Source organism: Anabaena lutea FACHB-196 (assembly GCF_014698305.1).
Lineage (GTDB): Bacteria > Cyanobacteriota > Cyanobacteriia > Cyanobacteriales > Nostocaceae > Anabaena > Anabaena lutea.
In genome coordinates, this window is sequence record NZ_JACJST010000017.1 from 92637 (window position 1) to 110722 (window position 18086).

Below are 18086 nucleotides of genomic sequence, written 5' to 3' on the forward strand. Positions count from 1 at the left end.
GTGAAGACAAGTTTTCTGCCGCTAGATAGATTTTCGTGTGAGGGGATGCGGTGAAAGGACAGCAATTATTTCATAGTTTCTTACCTGGTGTAACAGCAGCGGTATTAACAACTCAGTCAGCTTGGGCGGGTACTGTCAAAGTAGGTGAAGTCAAAACGACTTCTTCTGCTATTGTATTGACTGCAACAGATGGGAAAACCTCGGTTGTGGACAACATGAATCAGCAACTACCCAATACTGCGGTTGATAGTTCTCCAGTTTTAGCACCTGCCCTTGATTTCAATAACCTCAATGTGAAGTCTTTAGGCAATCACATTGTTCCAGAAATCGTTGGCGTTAATCATAAAAGTCTGCCAGGAGACAAAATACCGAAAACAGTTTTACCAAGTTCAGTCACTGGGACAAAGTTAACAGAGTTATTCGAGGCAAGAAAATGTTTACGGACAAAGCAGAACAGCCAAGCTGCTTTGCTGTTGGCCTCAACAAACTGTTCACAAAAAAACGCCTCTAGTGAGCGGTTAGCCCAGGCTACTACCCCTACTGAATCAGAAACGCCTAATACATTAGAGCAACCTGTTCAAAACTCAGATACTGTAACGCCTGCACCTACAGGTTCCACAGAGACTTCTGAATTCCTGAATCCCAGTCCCAATCCTCTACTATTTCCCACGAAACCAGAGGAAGTGACAGTTCAGGGCAATCAGCCAATTACTTTGGCACAGGCTCTAGAACTGGCAAAGCGCAATAATAATGAACTACAGGTGTCAATATTGCAGTTAGAACGCAGTAAAGGCGCTCTCAGGGAACAACAAGCGGCTTTTTTGCCTACAGTGGGGCTGACTGGTCGTATTACTAATAGCCGGAGTAGTAGCAGTACACTGCAAGCGAAACAAACACAGAGGTTAAATCCCAATGCACCAGATGCTGAATCTGATACCAGCTTTACTAGTGAAGCACAACTGAGATATGACCTCTATACCTCTGGGAGACGGAACGCGGCTATTAGAGAGGCTGAGGAAAATATCCGCATTCAGGAGTTAGATGTAGAGCGGCAATCAGAAGATATTCGCTTGAATGTGGCCAGAGAGTACTATGATTTGCAGCAAGCAGATGAACAAGTACGTATTTCTCAGTCGGCAGTGCAGAATTCTGAGGCGAGTTTGCGAGATGCACAGGCTCTAGAACGGGCTGGTGTAGGTACACGGTTCGATGTGTTGCGATCGCAGGTGAACTTAGCAAATGCCCAACAAGACCTCACTAATGCTCGTTCCCAACAAGAAATTGCTCGTCGTCGTTTAGCAACTCGCTTAAATATCCCGCAGTCGGCAAATATCACTGCGGCAGATCCTGTACAGTTAGCTGGTCTTTGGCAGCAAACCCTCGAACAGAGTATTGTCTTAGCTTATCAAAACCGTCCTGAACTGCAACAGCAGTTGGCACAGCGGAACGTGAGCGAGCAGCAAAGAAGACAGGCTTTAGCTTCCTTGGGACCACAAATTAGTTTAGTTGCCAGCTATGACCTGTTAGATGTGTTTAATGATAATACCAACGTTAGCGATGGTTATTCAGTTGGCGTGCAAGCAACCCTAAATTTATACGATGGGGGCGCAGCAAAAGCCAGAGCATCTCAGGCTAAATCTAATATAGCGATCGCTGAAACTAATTTTTCTGAACAACGTAACCAAATCCGCTTTCAAGTAGAACAAGCCTATTCTACCCAGCGCTCTAATTTAGAAAATGTCCAAACTGCTAACGCGGCTTTAGAACAAGCTAAAGAGTCTTTACGGTTAGCGCGTTTGCGATTCCAAGCAGGTGTAGGTACTCAAACTGATGTCATTAACTCAGAAAATGACCTCACAAGATCCGAAGGTAATCGCATTCGCGCAATTTTGGATTACAACCGAGCTTTGACCGAATTACAACGCTTCGTTACTTCCAGAGCTTTTAATAAGTAAATAAATACAAACTTTTTTAAAAGCGCCAAAAGCCTCATTTAGCAGTGTAATTACTAGCAAATGAGGCTTTTTTGTCAAAAAGGCTATATTTGGTACAGTGAGGGAAGACGCGGGGATTCGGTGACACGGTGACACGGTGACACGGGGACACGGGGACGCGGGGAGATGGGAAGATGGAAAAATGGAGAGATGGGGAGATGGGGAGATGGGAAGATGGGAAGATTTATTTGTAGCTTTAATTTAAGTGAATTGATATACAGCAGATTGCAGATCAATGAGATACAGAATCAAAATTGAAACCTAGACACATTCGCCAGTTTTACTCCTGACTCCTGACTCCTGAATTCTGACTCCTGACTCCTGACTCCTGAATTCTGACTCCTGACTCCTGCTATAACAACTGAAAACTGATCAAAGATAAAAGATAAAAGAACTCATGACTAAAGTGACATCACAAGAAATTGCCCAGTTCCGCTCTCAATTGGCAGATGATTCTCAAGCAATGGAAGCGCTAGACTTGATAGAGGATTGTGACGGAGACTTAGAAGATGCAGCCATGTCTCTAGCAATTCGGGCCGGACAACAACCAGAAAGAACGAATGCTGAGTGGTTAGACGCTTTGGCGAAAAAATGGCGGGCGGTGATTTGTGAACAAGAATATCGAGAAGACTTGGTGAACGGCTCAATTCCAGCCATGATGACACATCTAACCACAATACCCGCTTTTCCGAAAATTTTAGCAACCCCAGTTTTGATATATATTCTCAAACAAGGTGTCAATACTTTTTGCGAGCCATTGGATTCGTTAAAGTAATACATCTGCCCAGCTGGTTTCCTCCTGAGATATGGAACCAGTGCTGATACGCTGTTAATTAAGCAAAACCTCTGTCAGATTACTATTTTAATTAAAATCAATGAATTACCTTGTGGCCGTATTATCAAACCGTATCCAAGCCGAAGCCGCTTATTTAGACTTAGAAAAAGTGGGCATAACAAGTAGTATCCTAGGTAGAGGGTACAAAAGCGCTGATGAGTTTGGCTTAATTGACCCGAAAGAGCAGGCCAAAAAGCAAGCGCAACTTATGTCATTCTGGCTGGTTCCCTTTGGCTTTTTTGCAGGTTTTACTTTCAGTTTCATCACTGGGTTGAATACCTTTGCTTGGGCGGGGGAAATTGGTAATCATGTTGTTGGTGGGCTGCTGGGTGCTGGTAGCGGTGCAATGGGTAGTGTATTTGTTGGTGGTGGAGTTGGTTTAGTTGCAGGTGGTGGAGATGCTTTACCCTACCGCAACCGCTTGGATGCTGGTAAGTACATAATTGTAGTTAAGGGTTCAGAAACTTTGACTCGCCAAGCTACCCGCATATTACGTCAGTTTGATCCCGAAAATATCCAGGGTTATGCTGAAACTAACTAGTTGGTCATTTGTCATTGGTCATTTGTCATTGGTCATTTGTCATTTGTCATTGGTCATTTGTCATTTGTCATTGGTCATTGGTCATTTGTCATTTGTCATTGGTCATTAGTCATTAGTCATTAGTCATTGGTCATTTTGGAATTCTCCCTTCTGCTTTCTTTCTAGTCCCCAATCTCCAGTCTCCAGTCCCCATGTTACCCAGAGAAGAACTTTTAAAAGGTGTTGAAAATCGCGATAGTATAGCTCGTGTGATTGACCAGGCAGAGCAAGCTATAAAGACCTGGGAAGTGGTTTTTACTGATTTTTTGTCTCCGCCAGAGTTGGCAGAAATTCAACGGGTGTTTAGTCGATTAACAGACGTGCATTTGGTGGCGTGGGGTGGATATCCTCAAGCAGAACGCCAAAGAATTGCGATCGCACGTTCTGAATTACCATTAGATTCATCTCAAGTCGCTATCAGTGCTTTAGAAATTGCGGGTAATTTCCTGTTTGATACCGCAACTCACCGCGACTATTTAGGCGCAATGTTGGGGACGGGAATTGTCCGGGAAAAGACAGGAGATGTGATTGTTTTGGGAGAGAGAGGGGCGCAGGTAATCGTCGTCCCGGAATTGGCGGAATTTCTGGAAATGAGTCTCCAGCAAGTGCGTTCAGTTCCTGTGAAAACCCAGCGGATTGATATTAATGAGTTAAAAATCCGGGAACCGAAGAAAAAAGAATTGACAACTGTGGAAGCTTCTTTGCGTTTAGATGCGATCGCATCTGCCGGTTTTGGAATGTCTCGCAGCAAAATGGTGGATTTAATTGACTCTAATGATGTGCGTGTCAATTGGAAAGAAATCACCCAAGCCAGTTCTCAAGTCAAAACAGGCGATTTAATCGCAATTCGCGGTAAAGGACGTTTAGAAGTCGGCGAAATCGCTGTTACTAAAAAAGACCGTTACCGCGTGCAATTGACTCGATTTATGTAGGTAAAAGGTGACAGGGAACAGGTAACAGGTAACAAGTAATTCTTCTAATTACGAATTACGAATTACGAATTACGAATTACTAGTTACTTTAAACTGTTTTGCCAACAAACTTACGAAAGATTCTCTTGGTAAAAATCTGTGCATATTCACAATGACTCGATTTCCTAAACCACCACTAACTACTGTCGATTCACCTTTTTCTAAAGCTTGCAAAGCATCATCCACAACTTGTTTAGGAGTCGCTATTTTATTTGTTGAACCTGCCAAAGCTGTGGGAAACTTAGCTTCTGTGAAAAAGTCCGTTTCTGTTGGTCCAGGACAAACTACCAAAACCCGGACACCATAATCACGATTTTCTGCCCATAATGCTTCACTGAAACTGAGAACAAAAGCTTTAGTGGCTGCATAGACAGAAAGATAAGGCATTGGTTGAAATCCCGCAATTGAGGAAACATTAATAATGCTTCCCGAACGGCGTTCTCGCATTAAAGGTAGAAATTTATGAGTTAAATCTACCAATGCCGTAATATTTAATTGAATCATATTTAATTGTCGTTGCCCGTCTCTTTCAGCAAAGTCGCCATAATCGCCAAACCCAGCATTATTGATTAACAAATCAATTGTTAATCCTTTAACTTTGAGCAAATCAAATACATCATTAGTGGCATTAGGTTCAGTTAAGTCTTTGGCTATAATCTCGACTTGAACTTTGTGTTTTTGTTGTAATTGTGTGGCTATTTCTTCCAACTTCTCTGCTGAACGTGCAATCAGAACAAGATTTGTTTGACGTGCAGCAAGTTCTTCTGCAAAAGCTTTACCAATTCCCCCAGAAGCCCCGGTAACTAAAGCTGTTGACATTTTAGGTATTATCTGATTTATTCAATCACCTTATTTATGGTAGCAACTCTTTCCCGAATCTGTGGTAGTTAAAAAAGTTGATTGGTGAATATAGCAATCCTACTAAATGATTTGTGCAAAAATGTGTTCCCTGTTGTCTGATAATTTCTATATGTATTATTTTCTGCGAAAAGAGGGAATACTAATTTAAGTAAAGATTAGGTATGACTATGTTCGGTAAAATCAAATTTGCAGCTATGCTCATGGCAGGTACAGCGGGGGTTGTATGGGTTGTGAACTTACCTTATCCCATGATTCGCAAACCTGTAGCGCAGGTAGCACCAATTCTGTTGTTACCTAGCTTTATGAGTATGGATCATCACTACAGAGGTGCGATTGATTCCTTAGAACAAGCAGATCAGTTAGTTAGTCAAGCTACTAGTACTGCGGATATTGAACTAGGTGGAGAAAAAGTCAAAGCTGCAAAAAAACACTTGGAAAATTTACCAGTTTGGTTTTTGGGTTATTATCCTCAGCGTTATTGTAGTTTGTTTAGTTGTTCTTGGCAGTTTACTTTAGATGAATTTGAACAAGCACGAAAACGGGTAGCACGACTAGATGCTGTAGTTTTCCAAGACAAAAATGCTTTGATTCCCTTGAATGAAGCGAAAAAGTCTCTATTGGCAGCAAAACTGCAATATGAACAAGCTACAAATACAAAAGATAGAGAGAAAGCGATAGCGTAAGCGCTCCGTAGGAATCGCATCCTGGCAAATCGCTATAGATGAATTAGAACAAATTTCTCAACAAACACTAGCAGGTAAAACAGCCCAAACTCAACTTACAGCTTACAAACGGGATTTTGATAATGCGCGGATTGGTAATTTTATCGCTGCTGCACAAGAATTTGATTTAGAAGCTCAGAAAATTCAATCAACAAAATCCCAAGCCGCATCAGAATTATGGCAACAGGCAATTAACCGACTTGAAAAAGTTCCAGATGAAAATCCCCGCTATTTAGATGCACAAAAATTAATTGCTGCATACCAAGTCAAACAAAAAACGGTGGTTGATACCCGCAGTGGTACATATGTTGAAGGAGCAAAACAGTTTGCCTTAGCAGCTGCGAAAGCTTCTCAAAATCCACCTCATACGGCTCTTGAGTGGGAACAAATTGGTAATTTATGGGAAAAAGCAATTCGGCAATTAGAAAATATTCAATTTCAAGAACCGAGTTATGTGGAAGCGCAAAAATTACTAGCACAGTATCAAACTAACTTGGGAATTATTAACAATCGTCGTCAAATTGAAAGTGATTCACAGGAAATTCTCAATCAAGCTAACAAGGAAATCCAAAGATTGATTGCCAGCACACCTGCTGATAAAAATGAGATTAAAGCCGAAATTCACGGAATTATCACTCAGTTGAACAGTGTAAAATCAGGAACCACAGCATATCCTGAAGCAAAGCGTTTGTTGACATTGGCAAATAATAAGCTCAAGCAGCTACAGGCAAAATAAATAATTAGCTGCCAATTATGCTTGACAATTGCTCAAAGTATATGCTAATTTAGATGTTCATGTGGTTAAGGACGGTTAGCTCAGTTGGTTAGAGCACTACGTTGACATCGTAGGGGTCGTTGGTTCGAATCCAATACCGTCCATTTTTTTCTGTAAAGCCAGGGAATAAATTAAGAGTCTAATAGCTAAAGTCGGTTTAAACCGACTAACTTTGATAAGTTTAATCGGGTGTAATGTATTTTGGTTATTAGTCAGTAAATTTGTTTTCTGATTTTGTTGGAGGTTGGGGTGATTTATCTAAATCTGTTTCTTGTTCTAATAATGCAATTGTCGTTCCATTGAAATGATGTATTCTTTGATTATGCACATAATCAATGGCTTCTTGTAATTGTTTACCTCCTACAGAAAATACACCATATCCTTCCTGCCAACCAAATTGTTGTTTTAAATTACCTAAAGAATGATTATAATGATAGGCACTACTACCTTTTAAAGTTTTCACAAATTCAGCAATAGACAATTTGGGAGGAATAGAAACCACCAAATGAATATGGTCTTCAATTCCACCAATAGCATGAATTATACAACCTAAATGATCCGCCTTTCCAATTAAATAACCATAAAATTTTTCCTCTATATCATTGGTGATTAAAGGCTCGCGTTTTTTCGTAGCCCAAACAATATGATAATACAACCGCCATAAAGCCATAATGGATTAAAAAAAAATAAATTTCTAATCATAAAATTTATCATTTTCTCGACAAAACTATTTATCACTAAATGAAATTACCCACTCACAGCCAAACCCCAAATTTTTCCCAAATTGCAGTCGGTTTTAACCGACTTTAGCTATAAGACAGGGAATTTATTCCCTGGCTAAATATCACAGGCTTTTCCTCATGATCCGGCAGGGTTAGCATAATTTTAACTCCATTTGTCATCAACGCAAAAGGGCGGAAACTTTGATGCTTTTCTATACCGAAAGTTTAGTCACCATACATCCTCAAAAGCCAATTTACAGCACTTTCAACATCCGGGACTTGTTCCCCTGCTGGTACTGGTGGACGGTTTACCATCACAACTTTTATACCCATTTCCCGCGCAGCGATAATTTTTGCATAAGTGGCATTACCACCACTATTTTTGCTGACAATAGTATCAATTTGATAACTACTTAAAATTTCTTTTTCCTTTGCTAAAGTAAAAGGACCAGTAGCGCACAACACAATCCCTGGAGGTAATACAACATCAGGGTTAGGTGGATCGATCATTCGCATCAAAAACCAAATTTCCTGCAAATGGGCAAAAGCCGAAATTTCTTGTCTCCCAATGGTCAAAAATACCCTTTGCGCTTGATTTTTCAACGCTGCGGCTGCATCGATAATATTTTCTACTTCTATCCAGATATCTTCCTCCTCCTTTTCCCAAGTAGGACGAATCATCATTAACCGGGGAATACCTGCTATCGTTGCTGCATTTGCTGCATTCCAGGAAATCTGATTTGCAAAAGGGTGAGTAGCATCAATTAACACATCAATTTGCATTTGATGCAGATAACTAGCCAATCCTTCCACACCACCAAAACCGCCGATACGGAAATTACCAACAGGGGTAGAAGGTTCACGGGTACGACCGGCTAAAGATGCGATCGCTTCCACACCACTAATATTTGCCACTTTAGCAGCTAATTCAGCAGCGTCACCAGTTCCACCGAGAATTAAAACACGCAACATAGCTATTTTGGATTTTTATCTATTTTTCAGGTAAATGAATCACATTTTTTTCTCACGCAGAGGCGCAGAGTCGCAGAGAGAAATCAGGAAAAAGGTCAATTAATTGTCGGAATTCTAGCCAAAATGCCCTTTTTCAGAGGTTCTGGGCGTTCTGACCAAGGTAGGACACCATCAGGCTGAGAGTAGTATTTATTAGCACATTCCAGCACAGCCTCAGCACAACCCTCAACAGGCAAATCACCGAATAAATAAGTTAACTTACCCTGACCGGCAAAAGCGACGACACAAGAACGGTTACAAGCACTCATACATTCAACTTCTTTAATAGGGAAATCATCCCGTAAATCCCAATTTTGGGCGAGTTGTTGAATTTCTTGTAAAAGTTTTTGACCACCGCTTTCACCGACACGCTTACCATCTTGCCAAACACTAGCGCAGGTTTTACACACAAATAAACTATGAGAAGTAACACCGGTATCACTGGTAGGGGAAATTGAAGAAATGTTAGCAGCAGCAGTCATCAGTATCCTCGCAGATTTGCACAATTTATAATTATACTGCCAGCATTTTGAGTCATACAGTTTTTGATGATATTGGTTGTTGTCACACGGTGCTGGAATCTGTGTCTGTGTTCAAATGCGTTAAATCTTTTCCTTCCAGAATAGTTCCTTTAAGATTCGCCCATTGAAGATTTGCCCCTTCTAAATTCGCACCTCGAAAATCCACCTCTTGAAGATCCGCCTCTTGAAGATTTGCCTGTCGAAGATTTGCCTGTCGAAGATTCGCCCATTGAAGATTTGCCCATTGAAGATTTGCCCGTCGAAGATTCGCACCTACAAGATTTGCACCTCCAAGATTTGCACCTCCAAGATTTGCCCCTTCAAGATTCGCGTCGCCAAGATACGCCTCTCCAAGATAGACCTCTTGAAGATTCGCCCGTTGAAGATTTGTCTGTCGAAGATTTGTCAGCCGAAGATTTGTCAGCCGAAGATTTGTCTGTTGAAGATTTGCCCCTTGAATATCCGCATTGTAAAAATCTTGAAAACTGAGAATGCAGTTTTGTAAATCTAAAAAACTCAAAAATCTTAAACAAAATATCTCATTATTCAATCTTTGTCCCCGTAATCGAGAAATCCAGACACCAAAATCTTGAGGAGAATGCCATTTAATTTCTGAAATTTTCTTGGTCACTCTAGCACAAGCATTCAAAACAACTAACAAAGCTTCTTCTGCATTTCGCGCTTGCCGATTTTCTTCATAAAAATTAGCTAACTTTAATTCTTCCATCGGCATCCCCTCACGTAACATAAAACTAATCAAGTTGCATAAAGTCTGCTGCCATTTGGCAACATTTTCTGGATCTTGCAGCCGCATTTCATCAAAAATAAAACTAAATAGATACTCATTTAAAGGAGATATTCCACACAAAATAGCCCATTGTTTTAAAGCCTCTTTTTCATACCATCCTTTACGGCGATTTTTTTCACGTTCTGCTAACTGTTCATGAATAAAATCTAATTCTCTTACTATCCGTCTAGCTGTCAAATATTCACCAAAACTCTTATGAGTAAATTCAAAAGTTTTCTCCTGTTCCCTCACCCCACTTTGGCGGAAATAAAAGGCTGTTAATAAACGAGTTATACCTGCTTCTGCTGCTTGCTGATATTCAGCAAAGAGATTTTTTAAATGACTATTATCACTACAAATTTTTTCAATTTTACTAACAGTTGTAGTTCTTCCATCTCCATGCCAACAAGCCAGGGCAATTTCTTCTAAAACTTCCGCAAATTCTTCCTCATCTTTGATTCCAAATTCTTGATTTATAGGATGTTTTTTATCAGCCCATTTACGTTCATAAACTGCTTTGAGTAAATCAGCATAAATACTATTCAAATTGCTATCGGCTGAAAAATCAACTTCTCCACGAGCGAAACTTAAAGCCACTAAATAATTTAACAAAGGTTGAGCAGTAATTTCTCTCAGCTTACCTTGATTTAAATCCGATGGTAAAGCAGTATATTCTATGCCTTTTGCCTCACCATAACGCTGCCACCATAAATTTCTTTGGTCTGTTTCTAACAATTTTTGGTCATCAATGTAATTATATCTCTCATCCTCTTCTAAAAAATAAGGCAAAACATACAATATTTCTTCTGCCGATTTATCCAATAAACTGCTATTTGCCTGGATCGTTAAATTGCGTCCAGTAATCAAAACTTGTAAACGAGTTTCCCGTTGATTAAAATTATCTAAATTTCTCTCGACTTTCAGAATAAACTCTTTAGCAACTTCAGCCCCAAGTTTACCCTGCATTGCCAACTCATCTAAACCATCAAAGATAATTAATAATCGTGATTCAAAATCATTTGCTTGTAAAGGATTCTCTTGAATAAAACCATTACTCAAAACAAAATTACCAACAGCATTAATTAAATTATCCGTAACTTCAAACCGATGTAAGGGAATAAATAAAACTCGAACTTCTCCCTTTTTCGCTTGATTAGCTGCAAATATTTTCGCAAAAGAAGATTTACCACTTCCTGGGCCACCACTAATCACCCTCATAGCATCTTGAGAGTCAGCTTTATTTAACCAATTTTCTACTTCTGTTTCTAAATCAACAACAACCTGCTCAAATTTATCTTCTTCTCTGCTGAAATTATCTGTTTTTTTACCCTGAATTTTGCGCTTATAATAAGCCCGTAACGGCACATAAACCTGTTTTAAACCAAAGGCTTCATCAAACATCCTTTCATTAACTTGGTTTTCCAGCCACGCGCTATAAATTTTCCATGCTTGTTGTCGTTCAGTGGCTTTAACAAAAGGGCTGTTGAGGTTATTGATTAAAGATTGATATTTATCACTATTTCTTAACCATTCTTTGTGCAGTGCATAGACAAACTGACTGGGAATTTGATTACTAATAACTTTAGCTTCTGCTGAATTGATACCAAAGCTTTCTAACCATTGAGCAAAAGGTGTTTTAATTTTTTCAACAATTACCAATCTTTCAGGATGGTCAAAAAAGTTAATATCAATAGTTATTTCTTGTGATTCTAGCTTTTTTAAACATTGCTCTAAACGATGATTAACTATTGTTTGAATATCTTGATTATCCGCATCTTGTAATAAATCTTTTCTCTCTTCTGCTAAAGTCCACATTGCTTGAATTAAAGCCCGAAAAATCAACACCCAAGCAACTTCTCCAGGTTCTTTCCCTAACCCAACTGCGGTGACAACTTCTACAAGATTTTCTGGTACATTACCAAAATTAGCAACAGCCGCATTTGCACCAGCTTTGGTTAATGCTGTGAAGAAACTTCCGAAGTTAATATTAAGCTTTTTATTTAAAATAGAAACTGGCTTTTTGATGAGAATCCCTGATGTGTCGCTCATAATTCAAGAATTTTAGTTTTAAAGCTAAAAATAAATATTTACGTGGACTGAATTAAAAAACAAAACCCAATATTAAAGCTGATAATACAATAAATCCCCAACTTTTTTGATAAATCGGGGATTTTGTTTCTACTATTTTTATTACAACACATTGCAAATAAATGAGGTACAGAATCTAAATTCAAAGCCAGACACCAAGACAGTTTTACTCCTGACTTCTGACTCCTACCTATTCTCAAAATCTCAAACCCACACCACCCTGCAAAGATAGAGCCGTACCTCCACCATTGCGGTAAGCATCAAAAGCAATAATAGCATTACCAAAAATCACAGTATTGCTATTAGGAACAACATAATCAATTCCCGGTTGCAAAGCAAAACTAATTTTATTACCCACAGGGGAAGCTGTATTACCACTAGTTAATACCATGCCAGCACCCAAGTAAACATCAGTTTGCCAGTTGATAGGAAGATCATAAGAAACTGTAGGAACAACTGCTGTACCTTGACCAATTAATGCTTGAGCGCGGAAAGATACAGGTGTTTCTAGTAACTTGTAACGGGCAGCCAAAACTCCACCCAGTTGAGTACCATCACTTAGCCCAACAGTTGGGCCAATACCAACATAGCTACCATAAGCTACTTGAGCTTGTGCAGCTTGAGTATTGATAGTCAGACTCAAAACCGCACCAACCCCTAGAACTGAAACTAAATGTTTAAGATGCTTCATCATCGAACTCCTGACACCATTTATATAAATATGTTACCTATATTACTCTTAACGGTGATTGGTGATTGGTGATTGGTGATTGGTGATTGGGAATAGATAGAAGTTATTCTTCACTACTCCCCTACTTCCCTTACTCTCTCCCCTGTCACCTGTCACCTGTCACCTAATACTATGGACAACGGGGATGAATGCCACCTTTAGTACAGATAAAAGCCAGTTGGTTGGCATCTAGATTTTGGGCTTGAGTAAAATCAACGCCCTGAACTATAGCAGCTTGCGAACCGAGATCGGAAGTTTGGACAAATTGATCTGCGGGGTCTTGTTTGGCAGGGAAAAGAATAGTACCTTGAAAATCTGCTCCGTTCAAATTTGCTCCCCGTAAATCTGCACGACTTAAATCAGCATTTCTGAGGTTGGCATTTTCCATGTGGGCAGAGCGCAAAACAGCACCAGAGAGACGAGCATTACTGAAGTTAGCATTGCTAAGATTAGCATTATCCAAATAAGCTTCAGATAAGTCCGAGCCTTGCCAATCGGTGTTAGTTAAATTGGCATAGGATAACTGTGTGCCGATCGCAGAAACACGCCCTAAATGAGCAGCGTATAAATTAGCTTCCATTAATTTAGCATCACTGATATCCGCCCCGGTGAGGCTGGCATTTTCTAAGACTGCTTTCTGTAAATCACTGCCGATTAGCTGGGCGCTGCTGAGGTTTGCCGCCACGAGACGGGCATTGGATAAGTTAGCTTTGTTAAGGGTAGCGCGGCTTAAGTCGCTGCGGTTCATCAATACTCGACTGAGATTAGCCTCCGAGAGGTTAGCTTGCTTCAACTGAGTTTTACTCAAATCAGCGATGACATCATCATAGGTATCCCAACGTCCATCTTCACCTACACTGCGGAAGCGACTACCAGTCAAACTAGCTCGATTCAGATTGGCAGCTTTAAAAATCACTCCAGATAAATCAGTATTGTTTAGTACCAAGTTGAATAAAGAACTTGCCTCGGAACCTGTAGTCCCAAGTTGGGCGCTGCTCAAATCGATGTCATTAATTTTGCCACTATAGACAGTCAAAATCTTATTGATAGCTTGTTGATTAAGAGTTAACTGCTTTTGTCGAAGTTCTCGGTTGGGGCTGTTACCTGCTGATTCTAGTTCCCCTGAGAGAAACTGATTCATGCGTTTTAATTCTGGCAGTGCTTGAGTGCCAATATTTGCCAAAGCCTGTTGGATTGTATCTAAGGTACTGGGGTCAGTTTCCGTAACCAGCAAATCCACAAGAAATTTGATGGCTTGTGTGTCGTTGATACCACCCAAAACCAGAATTGCCCTTTGGCGTTCCTCATTGGTGACACCAGCGTTAGGATTAAGTTGTTTTACCAGTTCGAGAAACTTTTGGCTGTTGAGTTGCTGGGTTTTTCGTAGGCTTTCTTGATTTTGGATGTAGATTTGTGTACCTACTAAGGTTGACAAAACAGCAATCATGCTGGCTAGACCTACCAAAAACAGGGTGACATTGGGGCTGCGGGTTCTGACTGCTGTTGAGGTTGGCTGCTGACTAGATGTATTTACCCCATCCTCATTTGCTGATGGTGACTCCTCGTTGCCAGGAATGACAGTGGGTTTAACCCGTTTGTTGGCTGTTGTGGCATCGATGGTGTACGTACCTGCTAACTGATCATGGAAGGCGCGACGGCGTTTTTGTGAAGGCCAGCCCATGCCTTCTCCTAGCACCATCAACACAGCTAAAAATGTGAACAGACCTAGGTTAGGAAAGGCAAAGCTGTAGCGCCAGAGTACATAGGCAATGGAAACTGGCACAGACCAGCGTCCCAGTCCTTCCCGCACGACTACAGCGCCCAAACCGGGGGCGTTACCTTCCTCATTAACTACCTGTACACCAAACTTGCGTTTGGGGATGGTGCTGCCGGTTTTACCCAGTAAATACAATTGCCACCAGGAGAGAGTGATGGGTGCTAATAGGGCGACTGTCCAGAGGAAATTGGTCGGCCAGGCCACATTTCTAATACCGTAACTTACGGGTAGAGCTAAAGGGCGTGCGATCGCTCTTTCTGTGACTACTAACACTGGATTCAGCGGCACTCGGTTGATATCGCTGCGAGAATTGGCATAAACACCCATGCCAAAGGGAACCAATCCACTGGCAGCTACTAGTGTCATTTCCACTGCCCAAGCTGCAAAACGCCTTGTTACTAGGGGCAGGGAATTCGCTTTTTCTGGTTTTTTGGACTGGCTAGATTGATTAATATTTGTCCTGACAGTTGGGGTCGTCATTGCATATTTCCCTTTGACTTTATGTTTACGCCACTCTCGGCGCGGTTAAAATAGGCTATTGCTTATTTTGAAAGCTATTAGACACAAAAAATTTGTATCCAAGATACACTAACACTGCCAACAGTGCCAGACTAATTACAGATGCCACAAGTTTAAACACTGTTTGTAGCACCAAAAAGCCCAAAAAGATCGCCAAACCGGCAACAGCAACTTTTTTTATCCCTGCTAAACTTTGGAACCATAAACGCGATCGCTCTAGATATAAGTTCAATTTGGCAAACCTAGACGGGGATGTCTGTTGTTGTGTTTCTGGTTGGGCAGGGGTTGAGGAAAATGAATTCATCTCCTCTTCTAGCTTTTGGAGACGACGTTGCCAGTCTTCTTCAGATTGCGGATTCATAAATCTTATTTACTTCAGCTAGGACACTTATTTTACAACCAATCCACCAAATCCCTTATTTGGCGGTTGTTTTAGTGATTTTAGCTAATGTTTATATGTGCAGTACCTCTGTAGTTAGGAAAAATAATGTATAGCAGGAGTCAGGAGTCAGGAGTCAGGAGTAAAACCCTCTTGTACGGGGAGTTTTATTATCAATTGATGTCCTAACCACCTTGTCTACAGCTATACTTAGCCGTTAATTTACTAGAGGTTGTAAAACAAGAGTTTGGGTATCAGCAAAACTTTTCTGTCTTTCTGCTCACATTTCAGGATATTTTAACTAATTCAGGGGGTTGAAGTCCCTGACGCGGGGACGCGAGGACGGAGAGACGCGGGGAAGTCGGGACGCGGGGACGCGGGGAAAATTAAGAATTACCTGTTCCCTGTTCCCTATTTACGAATTTCAAATTACGAATTACTTAAAAATTTATACCTTCTCTGTCGGAACAAAATCGGCTGGCTTACGTCTTTAGAGACAGATAGAGATAATTTATAAATTTTTATATCAACAGTCGGGAGCATTAATTAAGATGAAGACTTTAAGGCTATTGACCCTTGTTCCCGCAGCCTTGGCGATGAGTTTGGTTTTTAACCAAGTTAGTTTTGCCCAGACTCCCATAATTCTAGTTGATAAAAATCTCCAGACAGACCCGACTATTGTCAATGGAACGTCTGGGGGAAATGTCAAGAGCAATTGCGGAAATATTACCACTGCACCCAATCAAGTTATCAAGGTTAAAGAACCACTACCTTATTTACGATTAACAGTTCAGAGCCAGGGAAAGCCCACACTGTTAATTGACGGGCCTGGGGGGCGCTTTTGTGTGATGGCAGATAATTACTCAGGAGATAAGCCAGAACTTTCTGGTTTTTGGCAGGCTGGGGAATACTCGCTCTATATAGGCGATTTATCCCAGCAGCAGTATAGCTATACACTATCGATTTCGCAACAAAAGAAATAGTTATTGGGCATGGGGCATTAGATAATAAGTAGGTTGGCGTTAAAAATTGTCGTTGGGATAAGGCAGGGGGCTTTCTAGCAGGGGGAAAAAGGGTTTTAGCCTTATTTACTTTTCTTTACACAGTTTGGTTTTATTCTGCCCACCTACTTAATTACGAATTACGTATCCCTAGCGGGACCGTAGGCACTATTACGAATTACGTATCCCTAGCGGGACCGTAGGCACTATTACGAATTATTTTAATCTTCTATTGATTGGGCTGGGACTTCAACTGCGGTGATATCAATTGTGCCGTCTGGTGTGAAGCGGCGAAATTTACTATTTTGTACTAATAGCTGTTCTCCGCAATTTGGACACTGTAACTGGCTGTTATTTAAACCTGTCGATTCAAATCCGCAGACGGGACAGTTGTCAGCAACCAAGTTACGTTGTAGCCACCAGCGAAACCCAACGTAAGCTATAACTGGTGTCACCAGGAACAGTCCCACAATAATTAGCAAAGAATTAACTAACCAGCCTAAGCCCAATGATGCTAACAGCCAGAAAACTGCTAATAGGGTAAGCCAAGGGCGGAGTTTATCAAGATTCAATTGAAAGTTATTAAGGCGCATTTCTCAAATTTTTTCGACTTTCACTCTATCTTAGTCATTGGTCGGTAAAGAGGAGGAGAGCAGCATTTGTTGTAGGCGTTGTTGAAAGGCTTGTATACCAAAAATAGCGATCGCTTGCTCTCGTAACCATTCACCATGACAACGTTGATCCTGACCTTGAAGAATTTCTATACAAGCTGCTGCTACTGCATCTGGGTTGCGGTGTGGTACTCTCCATCCTAGTTTACCATCTTGTAAGGGATCAGCCGAGCCATCATTGTCACCAGATAAAACTGGGACACCACAAGCCATTGCTTCTAGATAAACTATGCCAAAGCCTTCTTGAGAGGGCATAACATAGGCATCCGCTAGACGGTAGTGTAACATTAATGCTTCTGTAGGCACAAAACCGGCAAAGATCACGCGATCGCTCACACCTAAATCTTGTGCTAACTGAGCTAATCGTGGTTGGTCATCACCACGACCAATCACCAAATATTTTACCTCTGGAAATACCTGGATAATTTGCGGTAATGCTCTAATTGTGACATCTACACCTTTGTAAATATCCCCAGACCATAAACGCGCTACAGTCATTAATACCTTGGCATTATTTAAGCCATACTTCTCAACTAATTCTGGTGCTTTCAAGCCAGGAGTAAATTTATCCCCATCAATAGCACAAGGTAACATCTTTACCTGATGAGGATTTATCCCATTAGCCGCACAAGCACGATCTCGACTATAGCGGCTAATTGTCCAAATTGCAGATGCCGAAGCCAACGCCTGTCGTTCTTGATTTTTTAGCGGTTCCCAGACTTCCTTACCATAAGTTAATACAGTATAAGGAATACCCAAGGGCTGACATAAAATTTGGATAAGTCCCGCTAACTTAATATGACCACAGAAAACCTGTTGCGGTCGGTTTTGAATGAGATATCGAAATAATGCCAAAGCCAATTTGATTCTCCCTATTTTGGGGGAATTATCTTGAAAATAATGAAATTTTAAATTTTCTGAGGCAAAAGGATTAACACAATCAGGACTATCCCGCAACAAGAAAACTTCCGCTTTACAACTTTGGTTTAATCTCTGATAGGCGCGAAAAATATCCTTAACATAGGATTGAATTCCACCTTCAAGAGCAAAAATTTCTAAGAACACAAATACATGATTGGCTCTCTCGTTAAATTTTCCACTTGGAGTTACTTTATCTGCCACTTGATTAATTAGCATTATTG

At 40.7% G+C, this 18086-nt stretch carries 17 protein-coding genes and 1 tRNA gene; 8 read left to right on the forward strand and 10 right to left on the reverse strand.

What is annotated here, in order from left to right; all coding sequences use genetic code 11:
* Positions 1-50: 50 nt before the first annotated feature.
* The 4 genes from H6G59_RS18120 (at position 51) to H6G59_RS18135 (ending at position 4341) form a co-directional block, all read left to right on the forward strand.
* The gene (locus tag H6G59_RS18120; protein ID WP_190716827.1) at positions 51-1955 is read left to right on the forward strand and encodes a TolC family protein; all 1905 of its coding nucleotides are present in this window, start codon (positions 51-53) and stop codon (positions 1953-1955) included.
* A gap of 436 nt (positions 1956-2391) precedes the next feature.
* Positions 2392-2769, forward strand: coding sequence for a hypothetical protein (locus tag H6G59_RS18125; protein ID WP_190716829.1), 378 nt, complete (start codon positions 2392-2394; stop codon positions 2767-2769).
* Between the two features lie 100 nt (positions 2770-2869).
* On the forward strand, positions 2870-3370 hold the full coding sequence (locus tag H6G59_RS18130) for a hypothetical protein (protein ID WP_190716831.1): 501 nt from the start codon (positions 2870-2872) through the stop codon (positions 3368-3370).
* Positions 3371-3561: 191 nt separating this feature from the next.
* Positions 3562-4341, forward strand: coding sequence for a photosystem II electron transport protein, Sll1252 family (locus H6G59_RS18135; protein WP_190716833.1), 780 nt, complete (start codon positions 3562-3564; stop codon positions 4339-4341).
* A 69-nt stretch (positions 4342-4410) separates the two neighbouring features.
* Here H6G59_RS18135 and H6G59_RS18140 read toward each other — a convergent pair whose 3' ends face one another.
* Positions 4411-5199, reverse strand: a complete 789-nt coding sequence (locus H6G59_RS18140; protein ID WP_190716835.1) for an SDR family NAD(P)-dependent oxidoreductase — start codon at positions 5197-5199, stop codon at positions 4411-4413.
* A 209-nt stretch (positions 5200-5408) separates the two neighbouring features.
* Here H6G59_RS18140 and H6G59_RS27855 point away from each other — a divergent pair, with 209 nt between their 5' ends.
* The 3 genes from H6G59_RS27855 to H6G59_RS18150 all read left to right on the forward strand — a co-directional run bounded on the left by H6G59_RS27855 (position 5409) and on the right by H6G59_RS18150 (position 6842).
* Positions 5409-5924 (forward strand): hypothetical protein, encoded by a 516-nt coding sequence (locus H6G59_RS27855; RefSeq protein WP_422602680.1) that lies wholly within the window; start codon positions 5409-5411, stop codon positions 5922-5924.
* A gap of 319 nt (positions 5925-6243) precedes the next feature.
* Complete coding sequence (locus H6G59_RS27860; RefSeq protein WP_422602682.1) at positions 6244-6699, forward strand: hypothetical protein; 456 nt, start codon at positions 6244-6246, stop codon at positions 6697-6699.
* Positions 6700-6768: 69 nt separating this feature from the next.
* A tRNA-Val gene (locus H6G59_RS18150) sits at positions 6769-6842 on the forward strand.
* A 104-nt stretch (positions 6843-6946) separates the two neighbouring features.
* On the opposite strand, the gene tnpA is transcribed toward H6G59_RS18150, so the two are convergent.
* The 7 genes from tnpA to H6G59_RS18185 form a co-directional block, all read right to left on the reverse strand.
* A complete protein-coding gene (tnpA, locus tag H6G59_RS18155) occupies positions 6947-7408 on the reverse strand; it encodes an IS200/IS605 family transposase (RefSeq protein ID WP_190716837.1) in 462 nt (153 codons plus the stop codon).
* Between the two features lie 277 nt (positions 7409-7685).
* Complete coding sequence (locus tag H6G59_RS18160) at positions 7686-8432, reverse strand: cobalt-precorrin-6A reductase (RefSeq protein ID WP_190716839.1); 747 nt, start codon at positions 8430-8432, stop codon at positions 7686-7688.
* A gap of 95 nt (positions 8433-8527) precedes the next feature.
* Complete coding sequence (locus H6G59_RS18165) at positions 8528-8953, reverse strand: DUF1636 domain-containing protein (RefSeq protein WP_190716840.1); 426 nt, start codon at positions 8951-8953, stop codon at positions 8528-8530.
* An 82-nt stretch (positions 8954-9035) separates the two neighbouring features.
* On the reverse strand, positions 9036-11828 hold the full coding sequence (locus tag H6G59_RS18170; RefSeq protein WP_190716842.1) for a pentapeptide repeat-containing protein: 2793 nt from the start codon (positions 11826-11828) through the stop codon (positions 9036-9038).
* A gap of 235 nt (positions 11829-12063) precedes the next feature.
* A complete protein-coding gene (locus H6G59_RS18175) occupies positions 12064-12558 on the reverse strand; it encodes a hypothetical protein (protein WP_190716872.1) in 495 nt (164 codons plus the stop codon).
* A 169-nt stretch (positions 12559-12727) separates the two neighbouring features.
* Positions 12728-14854 carry a pentapeptide repeat-containing protein gene (locus H6G59_RS18180; protein ID WP_190716844.1) on the reverse strand — a complete coding sequence of 709 codons (2127 nt, stop codon included), beginning with the start codon at positions 14852-14854 and terminating at the stop codon, positions 12728-12730.
* A 55-nt stretch (positions 14855-14909) separates the two neighbouring features.
* Positions 14910-15254 carry a hypothetical protein gene (locus tag H6G59_RS18185; RefSeq protein ID WP_190716846.1) on the reverse strand — a complete coding sequence of 115 codons (345 nt, stop codon included), beginning with the start codon at positions 15252-15254 and terminating at the stop codon, positions 14910-14912.
* Positions 15255-15823: 569 nt separating this feature from the next.
* On the opposite strand from H6G59_RS18185, the gene H6G59_RS18190 reads away from it, so the two are divergent.
* Positions 15824-16255 carry a hypothetical protein gene (locus H6G59_RS18190; RefSeq protein ID WP_190716848.1) on the forward strand — a complete coding sequence of 144 codons (432 nt, stop codon included), beginning with the start codon at positions 15824-15826 and terminating at the stop codon, positions 16253-16255.
* A gap of 239 nt (positions 16256-16494) precedes the next feature.
* Here the strand turns inward: H6G59_RS18190 and H6G59_RS18195 are convergent, their stop codons facing one another.
* Positions 16495-16866 carry a hypothetical protein gene (locus H6G59_RS18195; protein WP_071189328.1) on the reverse strand — a complete coding sequence of 124 codons (372 nt, stop codon included), beginning with the start codon at positions 16864-16866 and terminating at the stop codon, positions 16495-16497.
* Between the two features lie 30 nt (positions 16867-16896).
* Entirely contained in the window at positions 16897-18081 is a 1185-nt protein-coding gene (locus tag H6G59_RS18200) for a glycosyltransferase (protein ID WP_190716873.1), read from the reverse strand.
* Positions 18082-18086: the final 5 nt, after the last annotated feature.

Coding starts and splice junctions, on each gene's coding strand:
- H6G59_RS18170 (WP_190716842.1), bottom strand. CDS start 11,828: ATGAGCGACACATCAGGGATTCTCATCAAAAAGCCAGTTTCTATTTTA.
- H6G59_RS18180 (WP_190716844.1), bottom strand. CDS start 14,854: ATGACGACCCCAACTGTCAGGACAAATATTAATCAATCTAGCCAGTCC.
- H6G59_RS27855 (WP_422602680.1), top strand. CDS start 5,409: ATGTTCGGTAAAATCAAATTTGCAGCTATGCTCATGGCAGGTACAGCG.
- H6G59_RS18160 (WP_190716839.1), bottom strand. CDS start 8,432: ATGTTGCGTGTTTTAATTCTCGGTGGAACTGGTGACGCTGCTGAATTA.
- H6G59_RS18185 (WP_190716846.1), bottom strand. CDS start 15,254: ATGAATCCGCAATCTGAAGAAGACTGGCAACGTCGTCTCCAAAAGCTA.
- H6G59_RS18140 (WP_190716835.1), bottom strand. CDS start 5,199: ATGTCAACAGCTTTAGTTACCGGGGCTTCTGGGGGAATTGGTAAAGCT.
- H6G59_RS18190 (WP_190716848.1), top strand. CDS start 15,824: ATGAAGACTTTAAGGCTATTGACCCTTGTTCCCGCAGCCTTGGCGATG.
- H6G59_RS18165 (WP_190716840.1), bottom strand. CDS start 8,953: ATGACTGCTGCTGCTAACATTTCTTCAATTTCCCCTACCAGTGATACC.
- tnpA (WP_190716837.1), bottom strand. CDS start 7,408: ATGGCTTTATGGCGGTTGTATTATCATATTGTTTGGGCTACGAAAAAA.
- H6G59_RS18130 (WP_190716831.1), top strand. CDS start 2,870: ATGAATTACCTTGTGGCCGTATTATCAAACCGTATCCAAGCCGAAGCC.
- H6G59_RS18200 (WP_190716873.1), bottom strand. CDS start 18,081: ATGCTAATTAATCAAGTGGCAGATAAAGTAACTCCAAGTGGAAAATTT.
- H6G59_RS18135 (WP_190716833.1), top strand. CDS start 3,562: ATGTTACCCAGAGAAGAACTTTTAAAAGGTGTTGAAAATCGCGATAGT.
- H6G59_RS18125 (WP_190716829.1), top strand. CDS start 2,392: ATGACTAAAGTGACATCACAAGAAATTGCCCAGTTCCGCTCTCAATTG.
- H6G59_RS18195 (WP_071189328.1), bottom strand. CDS start 16,866: ATGCGCCTTAATAACTTTCAATTGAATCTTGATAAACTCCGCCCTTGG.
- H6G59_RS18175 (WP_190716872.1), bottom strand. CDS start 12,558: ATGAAGCATCTTAAACATTTAGTTTCAGTTCTAGGGGTTGGTGCGGTT.